This is a genomic window from Bradyrhizobium sp. 154, from assembly GCF_023073875.1.
Taxonomy (GTDB): domain Bacteria; phylum Pseudomonadota; class Alphaproteobacteria; order Rhizobiales; family Xanthobacteraceae; genus Bradyrhizobium.
Genome location: NZ_JADPKG010000030.1, coordinates 149,802 through 171,875, shown reverse-complemented (window position 1 = coordinate 171,875; position 22,074 = coordinate 149,802). Strand labels below are relative to the sequence as shown.

The following is a 22,074-nucleotide window of genomic DNA, read 5'->3' as shown; positions in this document are numbered from 1 at the left end:
ACTGCAATGGTCGACGTTCTCGCCGCACCGCAGCAAGGCAAGGCGGACAGCGCGCTGCGCACGCTGACGGGGATCTCGATCGCGCATTGGGTCAGCCATTTCCATCTGCTCGTGCTTCCGATGCTGTTCCCGTTCCTCAAGAGCCAGCTCGGCGTGGGTTATATCGAGCTCGGCTTCGCACTCACCGTGTTTGCGGTGGTGTCGGGATTGACGCAGGCGCCGACCGGCTATCTCGTCGACCATTTTGGCGCGCGACGAATTCTGCTGGCCGGGCTCGCGCTCGGCGGCTTCGCGCTGATCCTGCTCGGCTTGCACCTCAGCTACGCCTCGCTAATCGCGTGCGCCGTGCTGCTGGGCCTCGCCAACAGCGTCTACCATCCCGCCGATTACGCGATCCTGGCCGCGCACATGGACGAGGCGCGGATGGGCCGCGCCTTCTCGATCCACACTTTTGCCGGCTTTCTCGGCGGCGCCGTCGCTCCTGCCATCGTCGCTGCGCTCGTCACGTTGTCCGGTGGCACTGGAGCGCTGATCGCCTCCGGCGCGATCGGTGTCGCGGTGGCGCTGCTGCTGATCACCATGAACATTCCCGACGCCGGCGCGCACAAGACAAAACCCGGCAGCGCGAACGCGCCAAAACAGGCCGTCATCACGCCGGCGCTGATCACGCTGACCGCGCTGTTCATGCTGCTGAGCCTCTCGGTTGCCGGCATCAACAATTTCGGCGTGGTGGCGCTGATGAGCGGCTACGGCGCCTCCTACTCCGCCGCCAACATCGCGCTGACGGCATTCCTTGGCGCCAGCGCCATCGGCGTGCTCGCAGGCGGCTTGCTCGCCGACCGAACCGAGCGCCACGGCCAGGTCGCCGCGGCCTGCTTTGCCGCGAATGCGGCGATCGTGCTGCTGATCGCACTCGCCACACTGCCGGGCTGGGCTCTCACCGCGGCGATGACGGCCGCAGGCTTCCTCAGCGGCGTGATCGCACCCTCGCGCGACATGCTGGTGCGCAACGCGGCTGCTCCCGGCGCTGCGGGGCGTGCCTTCGGCATCGTCTCCACCGGATTCAATCTCGGCGGCATCGTCAGCCCGCTGCTGTTCGGCTGGATCATGGACCAGAGCGCGCCGCACTGGGTGTTCGGCGCCTCCGTGATCTTCATGGCGGCGACGGTGGTGCTGTCAGGGTTCACGGAGCAGAAGCGGCGACCACAAAGCTAGTCGTCCGTTCCGGCGCCAAACATCGCCCCGCAGTCATGACCCCGGATCGGCGCGCCCTTGGGGCGCGCTTGTCCGGGGACGAGGGTGTTGCTTGGGCGTGCGCCGCCACCCTTACGTCGGCGATACCGCGCTCTTCAGCGCGCCCGCCTGCGGGGCGGCACCGCCCGTCAACCTGGCGCGTTCGGTGTTCGGCCAGAGCAGCAGCAGGCCGAGCAGGCCGGAGCCGACCATGATCGCCGCATTGATGGTGAAGCCGGTCATGTAGCCGTCGAGCATGCTGCCGGCGTGCTGGATCACGGTGCCCATCACGGCGGGTGCGATGATGCCCGAAAGCGTATAGAGCGCGCCGTAGATCGCGAGGATGGCGCCGCGCTGCGATGTCGGCGTGAACTCGCCGAGCATGGGCGGGCAGACGACATAGATCGCGCCGCACAGGCCCGTTCCGACCACGAGCAAAGCCAGCTGAAGGCCGGCGCCCTGGACATGCGGCATCGTCGCCAGGATCAGGCCGACGACGACCAGCGGCACCGAGCCGAGCACGCCGCGAGCGATGCGCGTGGTCGAGCCGCGGGCCATCATCATTTGCGAGATCCAGCCCGTCAGGATCACGATGGTGGCGCCGAAGATCCAGGGCAGAGTGGAAATCCAGCCGGCTTGGCTCTGAGAGAAGCCGAGACCCTTGATGATGAAGGGCGTGAACCAGGTCAGCCCGAGCGACAGCGCCCAATAGGCCCCGAAGGTCGCGGCGACGCAACCGAGAAAGGTGCGCGAGGTGAGAAGCTGAATGTAGGGAATCTTCGTCTCGGTGGCGGCGAGGGCCTGCGCATCCTCCAGCGGCCCCTCCTTGCCGAGCGCGAGCCAGGCACAGACCCAGACCAGGCCGACGACGCCGAGCGCGCCGAAGGCATAGTGCCAGGAATGGTTGACGATGATCCAGTTCAAGGCCGGCACTGCGATGATCACGCCAAAGGCCGAGCCTTGCGACAGGATCGCGGTCGGCAACGTGCGCTTCTCGTCAGGGAACCATTTATAGATGGCGTGCGCCGCGACCGAGAAGGCCGGGCCTTCGCCGGCGCCCAGCACGATGCGGCAGATCAGGAGCGTGGTGAAGGAGACGGTGCCGACCATGGGAAACTGCGCCAGCGCCCAAACCACCGCGAGCGACAGCAGCACCCAGCGCGTCGGCACCTTGTTGACGATGAAGCCGACCACGATGGCCGAGATCGAGAACAGGAAGAAGAACGAAGAGCCGAGCAGGCCGAATTGCTCCGGCGTGAGCTTGAGGTCCGCCATGATCGGCACGCCGGCAAGACCGACGACGATCTTGTCGGCAAAGTTCACCAGCATGAACAGAAACAGGAGAAAGGTGATGGTCCAGGCGCCCTTCGGCGTCGCTGTCGGCTTGCTCGCCGCGGACGGCGTTCCCTGAGCGCTCATGCTTCTATTTTCCCCATGTATCTTTTTGGCACTTTTTTGATTTGACCTTCTTGGAGCTAACAACGGCTTGGATGCCAACGCAACCCCGGCATTTCCGCAGCAAGTGTGCTAGGCAGCAATTCCGCTAATTCCGTCCGGCGCCATTAATCGTGCTGAACATCAAAAATCTCTCGAAGACCTTCTTCTCAGCCGGCGAGCCGGTCCACGTGCTGCGCGGCGTCGATCTCGACCTCGCGGCTGGCGAGCGGGTCGCGCTGACGGGAGAATCCGGCAGCGGCAAGAGCACGCTGCTGCACCTGATCGCCGGGCTCGATGCGGCTGATAGCGGCTCGATCCGGCTGGCGGACATCGAGGTCACCAAGCTGTCGGATGCGGGACGTGCCAGCTTGCGACGCGACCGGGTCGGCTTGGTTTTTCAGCAGTTCAACCTGATCCCGAGCCTGTCGGTCGCGGACAATCTCGCCTTCCAGGCACGGATCGCCGGCCGGCATGATGCGGCCTGGACCAAAGAGCTGATCGAACGGCTCGGACTTCGCACTCTCCTCAAGCGTTATCCAGAGCAATTGTCGGGCGGACAGCAGCAGCGGGTCGCCATCGGCCGGGCGCTGGCGACGAAGCCTTCGCTGCTGCTGGCGGACGAGCCGACGGGCAATCTGGACGAAGCCACCGCCGAGGACGTGCTGGCGCTGACGCGCGATCTCGTGGCGCGCACGGGCTGCGGCTTCCTGATGGTGACGCACAGCCTGCATCTGGCAGCGACGCTCGACCGCCACCTTACTTTGCACGGCGGGCGCATCGCATGAGGCGCGCGCTGTGGATCCTCGCCGTGCTGCTCAGCCATTGGCGGCGTCACCAGATGCAGTTCGCAACGCTGCTGATCGGGCTGATTGCGGCGACCGCGCTGTGGAGTGGCGTGCAGGCGATCAACCAGCAGGCCCGCAGCGCCTATGACCGCGCCGCGGCGACATTCGGCGGCGCACGTACGGCGATGCTGGTCGCGCTGGATACGGCGACCTTTTCCCAGGAGCTGTTCATAAAATTGCGCCGCGCCGGCTGGCCGGTCTCCCCGATACTGGAGGGACGCGTCCAGATCAATGGACGCTCGGTGCGGCTGCTCGGCATCGAGCCGGTGACGCTGCCGACCGACGTCGGCAATGCGCCGCGCCTTGGCGCCTCGGATCTCAGCAGTTTCGTCGCGCCGCCGGGCCAGACGCTGGTGGCGCGGGAGACGCTGAGTGACTTGCAGCAGCAGGAGGGTGCGGTGCCGGCGATCAGCAGCGGCGCAATACTGCCGCCGCTGCGCGTGCTGCCGCAGCTCGTGCCCGGCGTGCTGGTGGTCGATATCGGCGTGGCGCAGCGGCTCCTCAACAAGCCGGACCAGCTGTCGCGGTTGCTGATCGGCAAGGCGAAGGGTAAGCCCACGTCGCTTCAAAGCGTCGTCGGCGATCAGCTGCAGCGGGTTGAGCCGGATGCCGAGACGGAGCTGGAACGCCTCACCGACAGTTTTCATCTCAATCTCACCGCCTTCGGCCTGTTGTCATTCTTCGTCGGGCTCTTCATCGTCAATTCGGCCGTCGGCCTCGCCTTCGAGCAGCGTCTGCCAATGCTGCGGACGTTGCGCGCCTGCGGCGCGTCGGCGCGGCTGGTCAACACGATGCTGGTGCTGGAGCTGGTGGTGCTGGCGCTGATCGCCGGGCTGATCGGGCTCGTCTGCGGTTATTTCATCGCGGCAGCGCTGTTGCCCGACGTCGCGGCGTCGCTGCGCGGGCTCTATGGCGCGCAGATCCCGGGGCAGCTGACGCTGCGTTCCGAATGGTGGCTGGCCGGTATCGGCATCAGCGTTGTCGGCGCGCTAGTTGCGGCCGCAACCAGCCTGATCAAGGCGATCAGGATGCCGGTGCTGGCAACCGCGCAACCACGCGCCTGGCAGCAGGTGCAGCGCCGTTGGTTGATCCTGCAAAGTGCAGGCGCCTGCGCCGTATTCGCGGTCGCGCTGCTGCTGCTTTACTATGGGCAATCGCTGATCGCAGGCTTCGGCGTGCTGGCCGCGCTGATGCTCGGTGCGGCCCTGATCCTTCCGGCATTTCTCGAACTCATCCTGCTCGTTGGCCAGCGTTGGGCGAAAGGGCCGCTGGCGCTGTGGTTCTGGGCCGACAGCCGGCAGCAACTCTCCGGATTGTCGCTGGCGCTGATGGCGCTGCTGCTTGCACTCGCCGTCAATGTCGGGGTGTCCACGATGGTGGAGACGTTCAGCCGGACCTTTATCGGCTGGCTCAATGGACGGCTGGCGGCCGACGTCTACATCAGCGCGTCCGACAACACGCAAGGCGTTGCGATCCGGAACTGGCTGCGCGAGCGCAGCGATGTCCAGGCGATCCTCTCGGGCGGACGCGCGGAGGCGCAAGTTCAGGGCCAGCCGGTGGAATTGCTCGGCCTTCCCGACCACGCGCTCTATCGCGAACGCTGGCCGCTGCTGGAAGCCGCGCCGCGCGCCTGGACCCGGCTCGTGCCCGGCAATGCTGCCTTCATCAGCGAGCAGTTGAGCCGCCGGCTGAACGTCCGCGTCGGCGACGTCGTCGAGGTGCCGGCGCCGGGCGGGACCTGGGAGCTCGACATTGTCGGCATCTATGCTGACTACGGCAATCCCAAGGGGCAGCTCGCCATCAATGTCGCGGCGCTGATCCGGCAATTTCCACAGACGCCGCAGACGCGGATCGGCCTCATCGTCGACAAGAACGATATCCCCGGCCTGATCTCAGCGTTGCAGAAGCAATTTGCGCTCGACGATCGCAGCGTCGCCGACCAGGCGACGGTGAAGGCGGAATCGATCCGCATCTTCAACCGCACCTTTGCGGTCACGTCCGCGCTGAATGCCTTTACGCTTGGCGTCGCCGGCATCGCGCTGCTCACAAGCCTGCTGACGTTGGCCAACTCCCGCCTGCCGCAGCTTGCGCCGCTGTGGGCGATGGGCCTCACCCGGCCGCGCCTTGCCGCGATCGAGCTGACCAAGACGCTATCGGTGGCGCTGTTCACATCGCTCTTGGCCGTGCCGCTCGGCCTCTTGGTGGCGTGGTGCCTGATCGCGATCGTCAATGTGAAGGCATTCGGCTGGCGGCTGCCGTTCCATGTGTTTCCGCTGCAATTGGTCGAGCTGGTCGCGGTCGCGCTGCTCGCCTCGCTGCTTGCCGCATTGCTGCCGATGCTACGGCTGGCGCGGATGCAGCCGGCAAATCTCGTCAAGGTGTTCGCCAATGAGCGCTGAGAAAATCTCACGACGCGCGGTCATCGGCGGCTTTGCTGCGCTGGCACTCACACCTCGCGCAGGGGCGCAGGGCTATGCCGGGCTCGGCGAAACCGCGGACGGCTTTGCCAAGGTAACGGCGGGCAAGGTCTTCACCTTTCCGGGCGATCACGGGCCGCATCCGGAGTTTCGCATCGAGTGGTGGTATCTCACGGCCAACCTCGTCGATGCCAGTGGCGCTGCCTGCGGCCTGCAATGGACCCTGTTCCGCCAGGCGGCGCAGCCGGGCCCGCAACGCGAGGGCTGGGCCAATCAGCAGGTATGGATGGGACATGCGGCGGTGACGCGCGCCGACACCCACCGCTTTAGCGAGACGTTTTCACGCGGCGGTGTGGGGCAGGCCGGCGTCACGGCCAAGCCGTTCGATGCCTGGATCGACGATTGGGAAATGAAGGGGCTTGAGCGCACCGATTATCGCACGCTGGCGCCGCTGATGCTCAAAGCCTCCGCCACCGACTTCAGCTATGCGCTGACGCTGGAGGCCGATCGTCCGATGGTATTGCAGGGCGACCGCGGCTACAGCCGCAAGTCGGAGCGCGGGCAAGCATCTTACTATTACAGCCAGCCGTTCTACCGCGCGCGCGGCAGCATCACGATCGACGATAAGCCGGCCGAAGTGATGGGCCAGGCCTGGATGGACCGCGAATGGAGCAGCCAGCCGCTGGATGCCGATCAGACCGGTTGGGACTGGCTGTCGCTGCATCTCGGATCCGGCGACAAGCTGATGCTGTACCGGCTGCGGCAGAAGGACGGCCAAAACTATCCGTTCGGCAATTGGATCAGCGCCGCCGGCGAGACGCGGATGATTGCAGGTAGCGACATCCAGATGATGCCGAAGGCGACCGCGGATGTTGCGGGACGCAAGCTGCCGGTGGAGTGGCAGATCGCAATCCCCTCGCAATCGTTCTCGATCCTGTGCAAGCCGCTCAATCCAGGGGCCTGGATGGGGACCGGCTTCTCCTACTGGGAAGGGCCGATCAGCTTTGCCGGCACGCATGATGGCGTTGGCTATCTCGAGCTGACGGGCTATTGAAGCGCGATCTCGTCGAAGGGACTAACGATGCATCATCTCACCGCCCTCGTCACGCTGCTGGCGATCGCATTTTACTTTTTCACCGCCGTCAACGTCTCTCGCTCGCGCACCAAGACCGGCGTCAAGGTGCCGGCGATGTCCGGCCATCCGGATTTCGAGCGCGCCTTTCGCATCCAGATGAACACGCTGGAATGGATGCCGATCTTCCTGCCGGCGCTGTGGCTGTTCGCAATCTATATCAGCGACGCCATCGCAGCCAGCATCGGCGTGGTCTGGATCATCGGCCGCATCGCCTATTTCGTCGGCTATTCCAAGGCGGCGGCAAAGCGCAGCCTGGGTTTCGCGATCCAGAGCCTCGCCGCCATGGCGCTGTGGCGTTGCGGCTGGTGTGAGGGCCCATCTGCGGCTCCAAATTCCGCCGTCATTCCGGGGCGGCGCATTGGCGCCGAACCCGGAATCTCGAGATTCTCAGGTGCGCAATTGCGCACCATAGTTCGATGCTTCGCATCGCCCCGAAACAACGCTGCGCGTCACTTCGTCAACGGACAGCCGCTTTCCTTGGCGGCGAAGAATGCCTTGTCGCCGGGGACGGTAGCGAGCAGCTTGTAATAGTCCCAGGGCTTCTTCGATTCCGAGGGCTTCTTGACCTCGAACAGATACATGTCGTGGACCATGCGGCCGTTTTCGAGCACCTTGCCACCTTGCGCGAAGTCGTCGTCGACCGGCAGCTCCTTCAGCTTCTTGGCAACCGCGTCCGAATCCTTGGTGCCGGCGGCCTTGACCGCCTTGAGATAGCTCAGCGTCGCCGAATAGGTGCCAGCGTGGATCATGCTCGGCATCCGCCCGGTGCGCTTGAGGAAGCGTTCGCCGAGATTGCGGGTGCGATCGTTGAGATCCCAGTAATAGCCCTCGGTCAGCACCAGGCCTTGCGCAGCTTGCAAGCCAAGGCCGTTCACTTCAGCGAGCGTCATCAGCAGGCCGGCGAGCTTCTGGCCACTTGCGACGATGCCGAACTCGGACGCCTGCTTGATCGAGTTGGTGGTGTCGAGGCCGGCATTGGCGAGGCCGACGATCTTCGCCTTCGAGCTCTGCGCCTGGAGCAGGAAGGAGGAGAAGTCCGATGAATTGAGCGGCACGCGTACCGAGCCGACCACCTTGCCGCCATTGGCGGTGACGATCTCGCTGGTGTCCTTTTCCAGCGCGTAGCCGAAGGCGTAGTCCGCGGTGAGGAAGAACCAGGTGTCGCCGCCGGCCTTGGTCAGCGCACCGCCGGTGCCGACGCCGAGCGCACGGGTGTCGTAGGCCCAGTGAAAGCCGTAGGGCTGGCAGGCATCGCCGGTGAGGCGCGAGGTCGCGGCGCCGACGACGATGTCGATCTTCTTCTTTTCCTTGGAGAGCTCGTGGATCGCGAGCGCGACCGAGGAGGTGGTCAGCTCCGTGATCATGTCGACATTCTCGACGTCATACCAGCGCCGCGCGATCGAGCTAGCGAGATCCGGCTTGTTCTGGTGGTCGGCCGTGATGAGCTCGATCTTCTGGCCGAGCACCTCGCCGCCAAAGTCCTCGATCGCCATCTTCGCGGCTTCGACCGACCATTTGCCACCGTAGTCGGCATAGACGCCAGACTGATCGTTGAGGATGCCGATCTTGACGCCCTGCGCGGCGGCCGGCGACGCCAGCAATACGGCCGAGGCCGCTGCGGCCAAAAATGTTGATTTCATATGTTAACTCCCAGCAGTCTTCTGTTGTGAAATCGCGCGGATAGTAGTGAAGAACCCCGCGCGTGCCCATCCATTTCGGCGTAGGCCGTTAGTATGGAGGTGGGCGCTATATTCCCCGCTTCGTCACCGGACCAAGCGCGCCTTGAGCGAGCGCGCGTCTCTGGGGGTGGGTCCCGAATCTGTGCTTAGGCTTGTCCGGGATGATGGCGCGGATGTGGATACGCCGGTGGCGACACTGACTACGCAGCGACCCCTGGCTTCTTGTCCCGCCGCCCCTCCGCCAAGTTCCTCACCACCACATAGAAGATCGGCGTGAACAGAAGCCCAAACAGGGTGACGCCGATCATGCCGAAGAACACGGCGACGCCGACGGCCTGCCGCATCTCCGAGCCGGAGCCGCTCGAGATCACCAGGGGCAGCACGCCGAGGATGAAGGCGAAGGACGTCATCAGGATCGGCCGCAAGCGCAGCCGGCAGGCCTCGATGACGGCCTCGAGCCGCGGCTTGCCCTCGTTCTCGATGTCGCGCGCGAACTCGACGATCAGGATCGCGTTCTTTGCTGCTAGTCCCACCAGAACGACGAAGCCGATCTGGGTGAGGATGTTGACGTCCTGGCCCATGATGCGCACACCGATGGTGGCAGCGAGCAGGCACATCGGCACGATCAAGATCACTGCAAACGGCAAGGTCCAGCTGCCATATTGCGCGGCGAGCACGAGATAGACGAACAGCACGCAGATCGGGAACACGTAGAGGCCGGCATTGCCACCGGTGACCTGCTGGTAGGACAAATCCGTCCATTCGAAGGTGAAGCCGCTCGGCAAGGTATCGTTGGCGAGCTGCTTGATGGTGTTGAGCGCGGTGGTCGAGCTGGTGCCCGGCGCCGGCTCGCCCTGCAATTCGGAGGCGGCGTAAAGATTATAGCGCGCGACGCGATCGGGACCCGAGACATCCTTGAACTCGACGACGCTGCCGAGCATCACCATGTCGCCGGAGGCGTTGCGCGTGCGCAGCCGCGCGAGGTCGCTCGGCTCCTTGCGGTACGGGAAATCGGCCTGCGCGGTGACGTGGTAGGTGCGGCCGAACAGGTTGAAGTCGTTGACATAGGTCGAGCCGAAATAGGACTGGATCGTGTCGTTGATGTTGGAAATGGGAACGCCGAGCTTCTGCGCCTTGGTGCGGTCGATGTCCACGAAGAGCTGCGGCGTGTTGGCCGTGAACGGCGAGAATACCGAGGTGAGAGTGGGTGCCTTGCGCGCGGCGGCGACCAGCTCGTCGGTCGCAGCGGCAAGCATTTCGGGCCCGCGGCCCTGGCGATCCTGGACGCGGATGGTGAAGCCGCCGCCGGTGCCGATGCCTGGCACGGCCGGGGGCGGAATCACGATGATGAAGGCACCCTGAATTGCGGTGAGGCGCTTGCGCAGCTCGGCCGTGATGGCGTTGGCGGACAGCCCCTTTTTCAGTCGCACCTCGGGCTCATCGAAAACCGGAAAGAGCGCCGCCGCGTTGCCAGCCTGCGTGCGCGTGGCGCCGGAGAAGCCGGCGAATGCCGCAACACGGACGATGCCCGGCGTATCCAGCGAGATCCGCTCGATCTCACGTACGACCTCGGTGGTGCGCGCCAGCGACGCTGCGCCCGGCAATTGCACGGATATGATGACGTAGCCGCGATCCTGCGCGGGAATGAAGCCCTGCGGCGTCGTCACGATCAGCCAGCCCGCGCTGCCGATCAGCACCACGTACACCAGAAGCATCACGACCGAATGCCGGATCACGAAATTGGCAAGACCCGCATAGCCGTGCGCCAGCCGGTCGAACACCCGGTTGAACACGCCAGTGAAAGCATTCCAGCCGCGCGCGATGACGTTCCAGGCGGCCGGCGGCCGCTTCTCCTCGTGCGGCACCAGAATCTGCGAAGCCAGCGCCGGCGATAGCGTCAGCGAGCAGAAGCAGGAGATCGCGGTCGCGACCGCGATGGTGACGGCGAATTGCTGGAAAAATTGCCCAGAAATGCCGCCCAGGAACGCGGTCGGGACGAACACTGCGCAAAGCACCAACGCGATCGACACCAGCGCGCCGCCGACCTCTTCCATCGTCTTCAGCGCGGCGTCGCGCCGACTCATGCCGTGCTCGAGATGCCGCTCGACATTCTCGACCACGACGATGGCGTCGTCGACCACGATGCCGACAGCGAGCACGAGACCGAACAGCGTGAGATTATTGATGGAGAAGCCCAGCGCCGCCATCACCGCGAAAGTGCCGACCAGCGACACCGGAATAGCGATGATCGGAATGATCGCGGGCCGCCATCCTTGCAGGAACACCAGCACCACGACGACCACGAGCAGCATCGCCTCGTAGATGGTCTTGATCAGCTCGTGGACGGACTGCGCGATGAACTCGGTCGGGTTGTAGCCGATATTGTAGTCGAGACCTCTCGGAAAGCTCTCCTTGAGCTTCGTCATCGTGTCGGAAATGTTTTTCGCCGTCGCGAGCGCGTTGGATCCGGGTCGCTGCGTCACCAGCATGGCGACCGCGGATTTGCGCAGCAGGAAGCTGTTGGTGGTGTAGGACAAGGCACCCAGCTCGATGCGGGCGACGTCGCGCAGGCGGACAATCCGGCCATCGGGGCCGGCCTTGATCAGGATGTCCTCGAACTGCTTCTGATCCTTCAGGCGCCCCGTGAAGGTGAGGTTCGGCTGGAAAGCGCGGTCGGCGATCGGCGGCTCGGCGATCTGGCCGCCGGCGATCTGAACGTTCTGGGCGCGGATCGCCGCCAGCACCTCGGCCGAGGTCAGGCCGAGATTGGCGATCCGGTCGGGATCGAGCCACAATCGCATCGAATAGTCGCGTGCGCCAAAGATCTGGATGTCGCCGACGCCGTCGAGACGCAGCAACTGGTCGCGGACCTGGAGCAAGGCATAGTTGGAGATGTAGAGCTGGTCGAACGTGTCGTCCGGCGACAGCATGAACACGACCATCAGGATGTCGGGCGAGTTCTTGCGCGTGGTGACGCCGTTGCGCTGGACCTCCTCCGGCAGACGCGGCTGCGCGATGGCGACGCGGTTCTGCACCAGCACCTGGGCCTTGTCGAGATCGGTGCCGAGCTTGAAGGTGACGGTGATGGTGAGCTGGCCGTTCGAGGTCGCCTGGCTGTAGAGATACAGCATGTCCTCGACGCCGTTGATCTCCTGCTCGATGGGAGCTGCGACCGTGTCGGATACGGTTTGCGCGGACGCGCCGGGATATTGCGTGGTGACCACCACGGTGGGCGGCACCACCTGCGGATATTCGGAGACCGGCAACGTGGTGTAGGCGATCGCGCCGACGATCAGCAGCACGATCGACAGCACCATTGCCAGGATGGGCTGGTTGATGGAGAGGCGGCCAAGATTCATGACTTGCCACCGGCCGGCGCTTGCGCCGTCTGCGGGGCGACCTTGGCGCCGACCCGGGCGCGTTGGATGCCGTTGACGATGACGCGATCCTCCGCCTTCAGCCCCTCGCGGATCACGCGCAGGCCGTCATCGAGCGGCCCGAGCACCACCGGACGCGCCTCGACCGTGTCATCGGGCTTCACCACGAACACGATCTTGCGGGACTGGTCGGTTGCGACAGCGACGTCCGGAATCAGCAGCGCATCATAGGGCGCACTGCCAATCAGGCGGACGCGCCCGAACTGGCCGGGCAGGATCGACAGGTCGGTATTCTTGACCACGGCGCGGCTGCGCAGCGTACCGGTCGAGACGTCGAGCCGGTTGTCGAGGAAGTTGACGGTGCCCTCATGCGACGGCTTGGTCTCACCGGCCAGCGTCACCTGCACCGGGTTCGCAGTGTCGCGCGAGCTTGGGCGCCGCCCCTCGAACCATAATTTGCTGTATTTGATGAAGGTCGCCTCATCCATGTCGAAATAGATGTAGATCGGATCCAGCGTGACGATCGAGGTCAGCAGCGTCGAAGCGCCGTTGTCGCTGCCCTGCACGAGATTGCCGGGACTGACGAGATGGCGGCCGACGCGACCGGTCAGCGGCGCCGTCACATGCGTGAACTCGATGTTGAGCTTGGCGGCCTTCAGCGCGCCTTCGGCCTGCATCTCGGCCGCATGCGCGGCCTGCAGGGCTTGGCGACGCTGATCGACGACCTGCTCCGAGACCGCATTGGTCTGCACCAGATTGAGGCCACGGTCGAGCTCGCGCTTGGCAAGCTCCACCCTGGCGCGCGCATCCGACAGCTGCCCCTCCGCCTGCGTGGCCACCGCCTCGAACGGACGGGGATCGATCACGTAGAGCAGATCGCCCTGACGCACGATGGCGCCGTCCTGGAACTCGACCGAGTTGACGAAGCCGCCGACGCGGGGGCGCACCTGTACCTCCTCGACCGCCTCGAAGCGGCCGGTGAACTCATCCCAATCGGTGACCGTGCGCTTGACCGGCGGGGCGACTGTCACCGGCGCCGCCGGCGGGGCAGCGGCCTGTGACGCCGGCTTGTCGCAGCCGGAAAGGGCGAACGCCGCAGCGAGAAGCCCGGCGATTGCGCTGCGCTGAACGAAATCGTGCTTTTTAACAAACTGCTCGCTTCCGTCCGGTCCGCTCATCCCAGGTCCTCGCATCAAAGCCGCAGGACAGGGTACTCGTCTACCCGCGGGCGACACAAGATGTGTCGCGATGATGAACTCTTCAAGACGACGGCGGACGCAAGGCTGGGGAAGCGGCCCTGACCGGATGGTGGGTTGACAGAGACGGAGACGGTCGCACACGGGCAGTGCGAGATGGGTGACGAAAAGCCATGCTCGGCACTTCCCTGGACGGTGAGAAGCGGCCAGCGTCTTCGCGCATGACGGACACCAGCGGCTCGGCTAGATTATGCTCTTAAAACAAAGACGAATTGTCCAGGGAGGACAGGCGTGCACCAGGGACGTGTCGTTTACGGCGCGATCGAGGAGGTTGTGTTCGGCCATCCTGCGGCCGAAGCCATCGTCGCGCAGATGGACCGGCTGGGCACGCGCCGCGCCTTCCTGATGGTCTCGGGCACGCTCAACCGGAAGACCGACGAAATCAAAAAGATTAGGCAGGCGCTCGGCGAGCGCTGCGCCGGCCTGTTCGACGCCATGCCGGCGCATACGCCGCGCGAGGCTGTGATCGCGGCTACCCATGCGGCGCGCGAGGTGAACGCGGATCTGATCGTCACCGTCGGCGGCGGCTCCATCACCGACGGCGCCAAGGCGGTGCAGCTTTGCCTCGCCAATGGCATCGATGATATCGGCGGCATCGAGCGCATCCGCGTCCACAAGGGCATCGCGCCCGAGCTGACCGCCCCGAGCGTGCGGCAGATCAGCGTGCCGACCACGATTGCCGGCGGCGAGTTCAGCGCCATCGCGGGCGTGACCGACCGCAGCTCGCATGTGAAACAGATGTTGCGGCATCCGCTCACGGTGCCGCGCGCAACCATCCTCGATCCCGCTATCACCGTGCACACGCCGGAATGGCTGTTTCTGTCCACCGGCATTCGCGCCGTCGACCATTGCGTCGAGGCGATCTGCTCGCGCGAAACGCACCCTTACGCCGACGCGCAATCGGTGAAGGGCCTCGCCATGCTCGCCAATGCGCTGCCGCGGGTGAAGGCCGATCCCGCCGATCTCGACGCGCGGATGGATGCGCAGATCGGCACATGGCTGTCGATGGGCGCGCTTTCGGCCGGCGTTCCCATGGGCGCGAGCCACGGCATCGGCTACGTCCTGGGCGCAGCCTTCGACGTGCCGCACGGCTACACCTCCTGCGTCATGCTGCCGGCGGTGATGCGCTGGAATGCGCGCGACAATGCCGAGCGCCAGATGATCGTCGCGGCTGCCATGGGCTTCCCCGGCCAAAATGCCGCCGACGTGCTCGATGCCTTCATCCGCTCGCTCGGCATGCCCCGCAGCCTCGCCGAGGTGCGCGTATCGCCGGAACATTTCGACGCCATCGCCGAACAGGCGATGCGCACGAACTGGATCCCGCGAAATCCCCGCAAGATCGATGGCCCCGCGCAAGTGCGCGAAATCCTGCTTCTTGCCGCATGATCCAAAGCCGGAGGACTGATGTACCCAGGTCAGCATGCCCGCCTACGCCCGCTTCAGCCTGCCTTCATCATGGCGGCGACGGACGAGACCGTCACCTATCGCGAGCTGGAGGCGCGCAGTAACCGCCTCGCGCATCTGTTTCGTAGGCACGGCCTGAAGCGGCTCGATCATTATTCGATCTTCATGGAGAACAATTCGCGCTATCTCGAAGCCTGCGCCGCGGGCGAGCGCTCTGGCCTCTACTACACCTGCATCAACTCCTTCCTGACGCCGGGCGAGCTCGCCTATCTCCTCGTCAACAGCCAGTCCAAGATCCTGATCACGTCAATGGCGAAGCTCGACATCGCGCGCGAAGCCATACAGGCTTGCCCCGACGTCAGGCTCTGCGTCGTCGCCGACGGTCCTGGCGAGAGCGAGCGCATCGTCGGCCTGGCCGACGTGACCGCCGGTCTGCCGACAACGCCGATCGCGGATGAGTGGCTCGGCACCGCCATGCTGTATTCGTCGGGCACGACCGGACGGCCCAAGGGCATCCTGCGACCGCTGCCGGAGGAGCCGCCAAAGCACAATCTGCCGCTATTCGATTTCCTCACGAAACTTTGGCACTACCGCGAGGGCATGGTCTATCTATCGCCGGCACCGCTGTATCACTCCGCGCCGCAAGCTGCCGTGAACCTCACGATCCGCATGGGCGGGACCGTCGTCATCATGGAGAGTTTCGATCCGGAACGTTACCTCCAGCTCGTCGAACGATGGGGCATCACCCACACCCAGCTGGTGCCAACGATGTTCTCGCGCATGCTGAAACTGCCGGAGGAAGTACGCATCCGCTATGACCTATCCTCGCTGGAGATCGCGATCCATGCCGCGGCGCCCTGCCCGGCCCTGGTCAAGGACGACATGATCAAATGGTGGGGACCGATTATCCACGAATATTACGGCGCCACCGAAGGACTCGGCTTCACCGCCTGCAACAGCGAGGAGTGGCTCGCCCATCGCGGCACGGTTGGCAAGGTGCTGCTCGGCGACCTCCACATTCTCGACGAGAACATGAGGGAGTGCCCGACCGGCACGCCTGGGCAGATCTGGTTCAAGACGGCCTCGCCGTTCGAATATTTCAACGATCCCGAAAAGACCCGGGAGGCGCGCTCTGCCGACGGCAGCATGAGCACGGTCGGCGACGTTGGCTATGTCGACAAGGACCGCTTCCTCTACCTCACCGATCGCGCGACTTTCATGATCATCTCCGGTGGCGTGAACATCTACCCGCAGGAATGCGAGAATCTGCTGATCACCCATCCGAAAGTCGCCGACGCCGCGGTGTTCGGCGTGCCCAATGCCGATCTCGGCGAAGAGGTGAAGGCGGTGGTGCAGCCGATGCCAGGCGTGGTGCCGGGCCCGGCGCTCGCGGAAGAGCTGATCGCGTTCTGCGCAAAATCGCTGTCGCGGCAGAAGGTGCCGCGCTCGGTCGATTTCGAAAAGGAATTGCCGCGACTGCCGACGGGGAAACTGTACAAGCGGCTGCTGCGGGACAGGTACTGGGGGAACAAGGCGTCGCGTATCGTGTGAGGCGCAGCCACAAACTCGGTTGTTGTCCCAGCGCGCACCGATTTGGGACAACGCTGGCGTTTGTTGGCTGCGCCCCGAAAGGAACCGTCCTTCGCACCGCACTGTGACATCGTGAGAGAACAGCGCCGCGGCCTTCCGTCATCCGAATTGTCGAGAGCGTGGACGGCCTTGCCGGTTGCCTCCCTTCACGCCCATCGCTATCGTCCCCTCAAACAGGCCAAAAGGCCGATGTCCAGGGAGGACGAGGATGCGGAGCGTGCGGGCGCTCGCCGCGACGGCGGCGCTATCTTTGCTGGCGTTTTCGACCATTGCGCTTGCCGGCGAGCCCAAGCAGGGCGGTATCCTGCGGATGTATCATCGCGACAGCCCGGCCAATGCGTCCATCCTCGAGGGCGCGACCTATTCGATCAACGTGCCCTTCATGGGGGTGTTCAACAATCTGGTCATCTATGATCAGCACATAGCGCAGAACAGCCCTGAGACCGTCAGGCCAGAGCTGGCCGAGAGCTGGTCCTGGAGCGGCGACAACAAGAAGCTGACGTTCAAGCTGCGTCAGGGCGTGAAGTGGCACGATGGCAAGCCGTTCACGTCGGCCGACGTCAAATGCACCTTCGATCTCCTGATGGGCAAATCGCAGCAGAAGCTGCGGCAGAATCCGCGCAAGGCCTGGTACAACGAGGTCAACGACGTCGCGCCGAACGGCGATTTCGAGGTCTCATTCGACCTCAAACGGCCACAGCCGTCGCTGCTGGCGATGCTCGCATCCGGTTATACGCCGATCTATCCCTGTCACGTCTCGCCGGCCGACATGCGCACCCACCCGGTCGGAACCGGCCCGTTCAAATTCGTCGAGTTCAAGGCCAATGAATCGATCAAGCTGACGCGAAACCCTGACTACTGGAAGAAGGGCCTGCCCTATCTCGACGGCATCGAGTACACGATCATCACCAACCGCTCGACTGCCATCCTCGCCTTCGTCGCCGGCAAGTTCGACATGACCTTCCCGACGCACATTACCATCCCGCTCCTCAAAGACATCAAGTCGCAGGCGCCGAACGCGATCTGCGCCGTCGAGCCGACCAACGTTTCGACCAACATCATCGTCAATTCGGCGTCCCCGCCATTCGACAACATCGATATTCGCCGGGCGATGGCGATGGCGCTCGACCGCAAAGCCTTCGTCGACATCCTGTTCGAAGGCCAGGCCGATATCGGCGGCACCATGCTCCCGCCGCCGCAGGGCATCTGGGGCATGCCCAAGGACAAGCTCGAGACCATTCCAGGCTATGGCCCGAACGTGAACGCGAGCCGGGAGGAGGCCAAGAAGCTGATGCAGAAGGCGGGCTACGGCCCCGACAAGCACCTCGCGGTGAAGGTCTCGACGCGCAATCTCGCGGAATATCGCGATCCCGCGGTGATCCTGATCGACCAGCTCAAGAGCATCTATATCGACGGCGAGCTCGACGTCGTGGAGACGGCGAACTGGTTCCCGAAGGTCGCACGCAAGGATTACATGCTCGGCCTGAACTTGACCGGCAATTCCGTCGACGATCCCGATCAGTCATTCTACGAAAACTACTCCTGTGGTTCGGAGCGGAACTACACCAATTACTGCAACAAGGAGATCGAGAAGCTGTTCGACGTGCAGTCCCAAGAGATCGAAATAGGCAAGCGCAAGCAACTGGTCTGGGACATCGACAAGAAGCTGCAGGAGGACGTCGCCCGGCCGATCATCTTCCATGCGCGGGCCGGCACCTGCTGGCAGCCCTATGTCAAGGGGATCACGATCATGTCGAACAGCTCCTATAACGGCTTTCGCTACGAGGACGTCTGGATCGACAAGTAGCGCGGGCAGCTGACGGGTTCGATAGGAGGCGGTGCATGTTTTCCTATCTGGTGCGGCGCCTGTTCCTGATGCTCGTGACCCTGTTCGGGATCTCGATCGTCATCTTCTTCCTGCTGCGCATCGTCCCCGGCAACATCGTCGACATTCTGTTCGCAGCGGCCGGCTACGTCGATCCCGCCGACAAGGCCAATCTGGAGAAGGAGCTCGGCATCGACCAACCGCTGATCGTGCAATATTGGCACTGGATCGGCGGTCTTCTGCGCGGCGACTTTGGTTATTCCTACGTCTCGGAGAAGCCGGCGCTGCAGGAGATCCTGCCGCGGATTCCGATCACGGCGCGGCTTGCCGGCCTTGCGCTGTTGTTCTCGGCGTCCATCGGCATCCCGCTCGGCGTCATCAGCGCCGTGAAGCAGGGCACAAAACTCGACTATGCCCTGCGTGTCGTCAGCCTCAGCGGATTGTCGCTGCCCTCGTTTTGGCTTGGCCTTTTGATCCTGACCGCGTCGGTGGCGATGTTCGGGCAGATGCCGATCTTCAATCCCAATCCGCAGACCTGGCTCGAAGCGTTTGCCACCTATGCCGTGCCGGCGGCCGCGGTCGGCTTCCGCAGCGCCGCGCTGACCATGCGCATCACCCGCTCCTCGATGCTGGAGGTGCTGCGGCAGGATTATATCCGCACCGCCCGCGCCAAGGGCGCATCCGATGCTGCCGTGAACTATCACCACGCGCTGAAGAACGCGATCCTGCCCGTCATCACCGTGATCGGCATCGAGGCGGCGTTCCTGATCGGCGGGCTGATCGTCACCGAGACCGTGTTCAACATCCCCGGCGTCGCCCGCTTCCTGGTCGAGGCGATCCGCTGGCGCGATTACCCGATCGTGCAGAACCTCGTGATGTTCATTGCGGTCGTCGTCGTCTTCGCGAATTTCACCGTCGACATGCTTTACGCGGTGTTCGACCCGCGGATCAGGTATACGGACTAGGAGATCAGCTTGACTGCGATCGACTATGATCTCGAATTAAGGCGCGCCGGCGCACATGCGACCGGCGGCTGGAGGCGCGTGCTGTTCATGACGCAGCGGCACGTGCTGGGCGCGGCGGGGCTCGTCATCATGACGATCTTCGTGTTGACTGCGATCTTCGCCGATTTCATCGCGCGCTACGATCCGCTAACGGTCGATTCCGCCCGAGCGCTGGCGCGCCCGAGCCTTGCGCACTGGATGGGCACCGATTCCTTCGGCCGCGACGTGTTCAGCCGTATCATCCACGGCGCGCGGATCTCGCTCGCGGTCGGGCTTGGCTCCACGGCGCTCGGCGGCTCGATCGGCGTGATCGTTGGCCTCACCTCCGGCTATCTCTCCGGCTGGGTCGATCTCGTGTTCCAGCGCGTCTCCGATGTTCTCCAGGCGCTGCCGCTTCTCGTGCTGGCGCTGGTGATGACGGCGGCGCTGGGTCCGTCGCTGCCGAACGTCATCCTCGCCATCGCCATTCCGCTGATCCCAACGGTCGCGCGCGTCATCCGCGCCAACACGCTGGCGCTGCGCGAACAGCCCTTCGTGGAAGCGGCAAAATCGATCGGTATGAGCGAGATGCGGATCGCGCTGCGCCACGTGCTGCCGAACACGCTGGCGCCGCTGATCGTGCTGGCGACGGCCCAGCTCGGCTCGACCATCCTGACCGAGGCTTCGCTGTCCTTCCTCGGCCTCGGCATTCCCGAACCTTATCCGTCGTGGGGGCGTATGCTCTCGGAATCCGCTGCCGAATATGTCCGCACTGCGCCGTGGCTGGTGATCTTCCCGGGCATCGCCATCAGCCTCGCGGTATTCGGCGCCAATCTGTTCGGCGACGCCCTCCGCGACATCCTCGATCCCCGGCAGCGCGGCTGATGGCTGACAAATTCGATCTCGTGCTCGACGTGAAGAACCTGAAGACGGTGTTCTTCACCAATTCGGGCCTCTTCAAGGCGGTTGACGACGTCTCGTTCACAGTGCGGCGCGGCGAGACGCTGGCGATCGTCGGCGAATCCGGTTGCGGCAAGAGCGTTACGGCGCTGTCACTGATGCGGCTGGTGCCCGATCCGCCCGGCCGCATTGTCGGCGGCTCAGTCACGCTCGAAGGCACCGATCTGCTAGCGCTGGATGAAGCGGAAATGCGTGCTATCAGGGGCAACCGCATCTCCATGATCTTCCAGGAGCCGATGACATCGCTCAATCCGGTGATGCGGATCGGCGACCAGATCGCCGAGGCGGTGCGGCTGCACCGGAACTTGTCGGCCAAGGAGGCCGGGAATATCGCAGTCGAGATGCTGCGGCTGGTGCGCATCCCTGAGCCGGCGCGGCGCGCACGGGAATATCCGCACCAGCTCTCCGGCGGCATGCGCCAGCGCGCGATGATCGCGATGGCGCTGGCGTGCCGGCCCGCGCTGCTGATCGCGGACGAGCCGACCACCGCGCTCGACGTCACCATCCAGGCGCAGATTTTGGCGCTGATTCTCGACCTTCAGAAGGAGCTCGGCACCGGGCTGGTGCTGATCACGCACGATCTCGGCGTCGTCGCGCAAACCGCGCAGCGCGTGATCGTGATGTATGCGGGCCGGAAGGTCGAGGAAGCCGGCGTCGAAGCGCTGTTTGCATCGCCAAAGCACCCCTATACGCGTGGGCTGATGGCTTCGATTCCAGCCGTGCCGGCGTCCGGCGTCGCCGCACCGCCGCGGCTGAACGAAATTCCCGGCACCGTGCCGTCGCTGGTGCGGTTGCCGAAAGGCTGCGCCTTCGCGCCACGGTGCCCGCTCGCGATCAAGCGTTGCGAGGCCGAGTATCCGCCGCTGGCGGACTGGGGCGGCGGCCATCTCGCGGCGTGCTGGCGCGCGGCGGAAGTGGCGGAGGTGGCATGACCGAAGCGCTGCTCGAAGTCACCGACCTCAAAAAGCACTACCCGGTCCGCGCCGGCGTGCTGCGCCGGCAGGTCGGCACGGTTCATGCGGTCGACGGCGTGTCGTTTTCACTCGGCACCGGCGAGACGCTCGGCCTCGTCGGCGAATCCGGCTGCGGTAAGTCCACGGTGGCGCGGAGCGTGCTGCGGCTGGTCGAGCCGACCTCAGGGCAAATTCGTCTCGAGGGCGAGGACATCACCCATCTCTCGAAGACGGCGCTGCGGCCGCACCGCCGCTCGATGCAGATCGTGTTTCAGGACCCCTTTGCCTCGCTCAATCCGCGCATGACCGCGGGCGACATCGTCGGCGAGCCGCTGGCCGTGCATGGACTCGCCACTGGCAAGGCGCTGGAGGGGCGCGTCGCCAAGCTCTTTGAACAAGTCGGCTTGCGGCCAGACCAGATGCGCAACTTCCCGCATCAATTCTCCGGCGGCCAGCGTCAGCGCATCTGCATCGCGCGGGCACTGGCACTGGAGCCGCGGCTGATCGTCTGCGACGAGCCGGTCTCCGCGCTCGACGTCTCGATCCAGGCGCAAGTGATCAATCTATTGATCGATCTACAGCGGCAGCACGGCTTCTCCTATCTCTTCATCGCGCATGATCTCGCCGTGGTCGCGCATATCAGCCACCGCGTCGCAGTGATGTATCTCGGGCGAATCGTCGAGATTGCCGACAAGGACGAGCTGTTCCGCAATCCGCGCCATCCGTACACGCAGGCGCTGCTCGCCTCGGTGCCGGTCCCTAATCCGCTTGCGAAGAAACTTGCGCCGCTGGTCGATGGCGACGTGCCGAGCCCGGTCAATCCGCCCTCGGGGTGCGCGTTTCACACGCGCTGCCGGTTTGCGATGGAGCGGTGCAGAGTGGAACGGCCGGCACTGGTGGATGCCGCCGGCGGGCACCAGGTCGCGTGTTTGCTCAATAACGGGACGGGGCGGCCTCTCTAATGTCGTCCCGGTGAAGGC

The 22,074-nt window shown here is 64.6% G+C and carries 15 protein-coding genes and 1 pseudogene; 12 read left to right on the top strand and 4 right to left on the bottom strand.

Features of this window, described 5'->3' with window-relative positions; all coding sequences use genetic code 11:
* The first annotated feature begins 6 nt into the window (after positions 1-6).
* Positions 7-1,215: an MFS transporter gene (locus tag IVA92_RS06360; protein ID WP_247281913.1), complete on the top strand. Its 1,209-nt coding sequence runs from the start codon at positions 7-9 to the stop codon at positions 1,213-1,215.
* Positions 1,216-1,326: 111 nt separating this feature from the next.
* On the opposite strand, the gene IVA92_RS06355 is transcribed toward IVA92_RS06360, so the two are convergent.
* On the bottom strand, positions 1,327-2,652 hold the full coding sequence (locus tag IVA92_RS06355) for an MFS transporter (RefSeq protein ID WP_247281914.1): 1,326 nt from the start codon (positions 2,650-2,652) through the stop codon (positions 1,327-1,329).
* Positions 2,653-2,801: 149 nt separating this feature from the next.
* On the opposite strand from IVA92_RS06355, the gene IVA92_RS06350 reads away from it, so the two are divergent.
* The 4 genes and pseudogenes from IVA92_RS06350 to IVA92_RS06335 form a co-directional block, all read left to right on the top strand.
* Positions 2,802-3,455 carry an ABC transporter ATP-binding protein gene (locus IVA92_RS06350; RefSeq protein WP_247281915.1) on the top strand — a complete coding sequence of 218 codons (654 nt, stop codon included), beginning with the start codon at positions 2,802-2,804 and terminating at the stop codon, positions 3,453-3,455.
* Entirely contained in the window at positions 3,452-5,914 is a 2,463-nt protein-coding gene (locus IVA92_RS06345; RefSeq protein ID WP_247281916.1) for an FtsX-like permease family protein, read from the top strand. Before IVA92_RS06350 ends, IVA92_RS06345 begins: the two co-directional genes overlap by 4 nt.
* Complete coding sequence (locus tag IVA92_RS06340; RefSeq protein WP_247281917.1) at positions 5,904-6,986, top strand: lipocalin-like domain-containing protein; 1,083 nt, start codon at positions 5,904-5,906, stop codon at positions 6,984-6,986. Before IVA92_RS06345 ends, IVA92_RS06340 begins: the two co-directional genes overlap by 11 nt.
* 27 nt (positions 6,987-7,013) lie before the next feature.
* Positions 7,014-7,361, top strand: a pseudogene (locus IVA92_RS06335) (MAPEG family protein); the annotation flags it as partial.
* Between the two features lie 155 nt (positions 7,362-7,516).
* Here IVA92_RS06335 and IVA92_RS06330 read toward each other — a convergent pair.
* The 3 genes from IVA92_RS06330 to IVA92_RS06320 all read right to left on the bottom strand — a co-directional run bounded on the left by IVA92_RS06330 (position 7,517) and on the right by IVA92_RS06320 (position 13,301).
* A complete protein-coding gene (locus IVA92_RS06330; protein WP_247281918.1) occupies positions 7,517-8,707 on the bottom strand; it encodes an ABC transporter substrate-binding protein in 1,191 nt (396 codons plus the stop codon).
* Positions 8,708-8,946: 239 nt separating this feature from the next.
* Complete coding sequence (locus IVA92_RS06325) at positions 8,947-12,105, bottom strand: multidrug efflux RND transporter permease subunit (RefSeq protein WP_247281919.1); 3,159 nt, start codon at positions 12,103-12,105, stop codon at positions 8,947-8,949.
* Positions 12,102-13,301, bottom strand: a complete 1,200-nt coding sequence (locus IVA92_RS06320; RefSeq protein ID WP_247281920.1) for an efflux RND transporter periplasmic adaptor subunit — start codon at positions 13,299-13,301, stop codon at positions 12,102-12,104. Before IVA92_RS06320 ends, IVA92_RS06325 begins: the two co-directional genes overlap by 4 nt.
* Before the next feature lie 309 nt (positions 13,302-13,610).
* On the opposite strand from IVA92_RS06320, the gene IVA92_RS06315 reads away from it, so the two are divergent.
* The 7 genes from IVA92_RS06315 to IVA92_RS06285 all read left to right on the top strand — a co-directional run bounded on the left by IVA92_RS06315 (position 13,611) and on the right by IVA92_RS06285 (position 22,056).
* Positions 13,611-14,765 carry an iron-containing alcohol dehydrogenase gene (locus tag IVA92_RS06315; protein WP_247281921.1) on the top strand — a complete coding sequence of 385 codons (1,155 nt, stop codon included), beginning with the start codon at positions 13,611-13,613 and terminating at the stop codon, positions 14,763-14,765.
* Positions 14,766-14,783: 18 nt separating this feature from the next.
* Positions 14,784-16,334 carry an AMP-binding protein gene (locus IVA92_RS06310; RefSeq protein WP_247281922.1) on the top strand — a complete coding sequence of 517 codons (1,551 nt, stop codon included), beginning with the start codon at positions 14,784-14,786 and terminating at the stop codon, positions 16,332-16,334.
* A gap of 247 nt (positions 16,335-16,581) precedes the next feature.
* On the top strand, positions 16,582-18,180 hold the full coding sequence (locus IVA92_RS06305) for an ABC transporter substrate-binding protein (protein ID WP_247281923.1): 1,599 nt from the start codon (positions 16,582-16,584) through the stop codon (positions 18,178-18,180).
* A gap of 35 nt (positions 18,181-18,215) precedes the next feature.
* Complete coding sequence (locus tag IVA92_RS06300; protein WP_247281924.1) at positions 18,216-19,163, top strand: ABC transporter permease; 948 nt, start codon at positions 18,216-18,218, stop codon at positions 19,161-19,163.
* Positions 19,164-19,172: 9 nt separating this feature from the next.
* On the top strand, positions 19,173-20,066 hold the full coding sequence (locus IVA92_RS06295; RefSeq protein ID WP_247281925.1) for an ABC transporter permease: 894 nt from the start codon (positions 19,173-19,175) through the stop codon (positions 20,064-20,066).
* A complete protein-coding gene (locus IVA92_RS06290; RefSeq protein WP_247281926.1) occupies positions 20,066-21,073 on the top strand; it encodes an ABC transporter ATP-binding protein in 1,008 nt (335 codons plus the stop codon). The genes IVA92_RS06295 and IVA92_RS06290 overlap by 1 nt, the downstream gene beginning before the upstream one ends.
* Positions 21,070-22,056, top strand: coding sequence for a dipeptide ABC transporter ATP-binding protein (locus IVA92_RS06285; RefSeq protein ID WP_247281927.1), 987 nt, complete (start codon positions 21,070-21,072; stop codon positions 22,054-22,056). The genes IVA92_RS06290 and IVA92_RS06285 overlap by 4 nt, the downstream gene beginning before the upstream one ends.
* The last annotated feature ends 18 nt before the right edge of the window (positions 22,057-22,074 follow it).

What these genes read in the sequence shown, in the direction of transcription:
- IVA92_RS06360 (WP_247281913.1), top strand. Translation starts at nt 7, where the DNA reads ATGGTCGACGTTCTCGCCGCACCGCAGCAAGGCAAGGCGGACAGCGCG.
- IVA92_RS06355 (WP_247281914.1), bottom strand. Translation starts at nt 2,652, where the DNA reads ATGAGCGCTCAGGGAACGCCGTCCGCGGCGAGCAAGCCGACAGCGACG.
- IVA92_RS06345 (WP_247281916.1), top strand. Translation starts at nt 3,452, where the DNA reads ATGAGGCGCGCGCTGTGGATCCTCGCCGTGCTGCTCAGCCATTGGCGG.
- IVA92_RS06340 (WP_247281917.1), top strand. Translation starts at nt 5,904, where the DNA reads ATGAGCGCTGAGAAAATCTCACGACGCGCGGTCATCGGCGGCTTTGCT.
- IVA92_RS06330 (WP_247281918.1), bottom strand. Translation starts at nt 8,707, where the DNA reads ATGAAATCAACATTTTTGGCCGCAGCGGCCTCGGCCGTATTGCTGGCG.
- IVA92_RS06325 (WP_247281919.1), bottom strand. Translation starts at nt 12,105, where the DNA reads ATGAATCTTGGCCGCCTCTCCATCAACCAGCCCATCCTGGCAATGGTG.
- IVA92_RS06320 (WP_247281920.1), bottom strand. Translation starts at nt 13,301, where the DNA reads ATGAGCGGACCGGACGGAAGCGAGCAGTTTGTTAAAAAGCACGATTTC.
- IVA92_RS06310 (WP_247281922.1), top strand. Translation starts at nt 14,784, where the DNA reads ATGTACCCAGGTCAGCATGCCCGCCTACGCCCGCTTCAGCCTGCCTTC.
- IVA92_RS06305 (WP_247281923.1), top strand. Translation starts at nt 16,582, where the DNA reads ATGCGGAGCGTGCGGGCGCTCGCCGCGACGGCGGCGCTATCTTTGCTG.
- IVA92_RS06300 (WP_247281924.1), top strand. Translation starts at nt 18,216, where the DNA reads ATGTTTTCCTATCTGGTGCGGCGCCTGTTCCTGATGCTCGTGACCCTG.
- IVA92_RS06290 (WP_247281926.1), top strand. Translation starts at nt 20,066, where the DNA reads ATGGCTGACAAATTCGATCTCGTGCTCGACGTGAAGAACCTGAAGACG.
- IVA92_RS06285 (WP_247281927.1), top strand. Translation starts at nt 21,070, where the DNA reads ATGACCGAAGCGCTGCTCGAAGTCACCGACCTCAAAAAGCACTACCCG.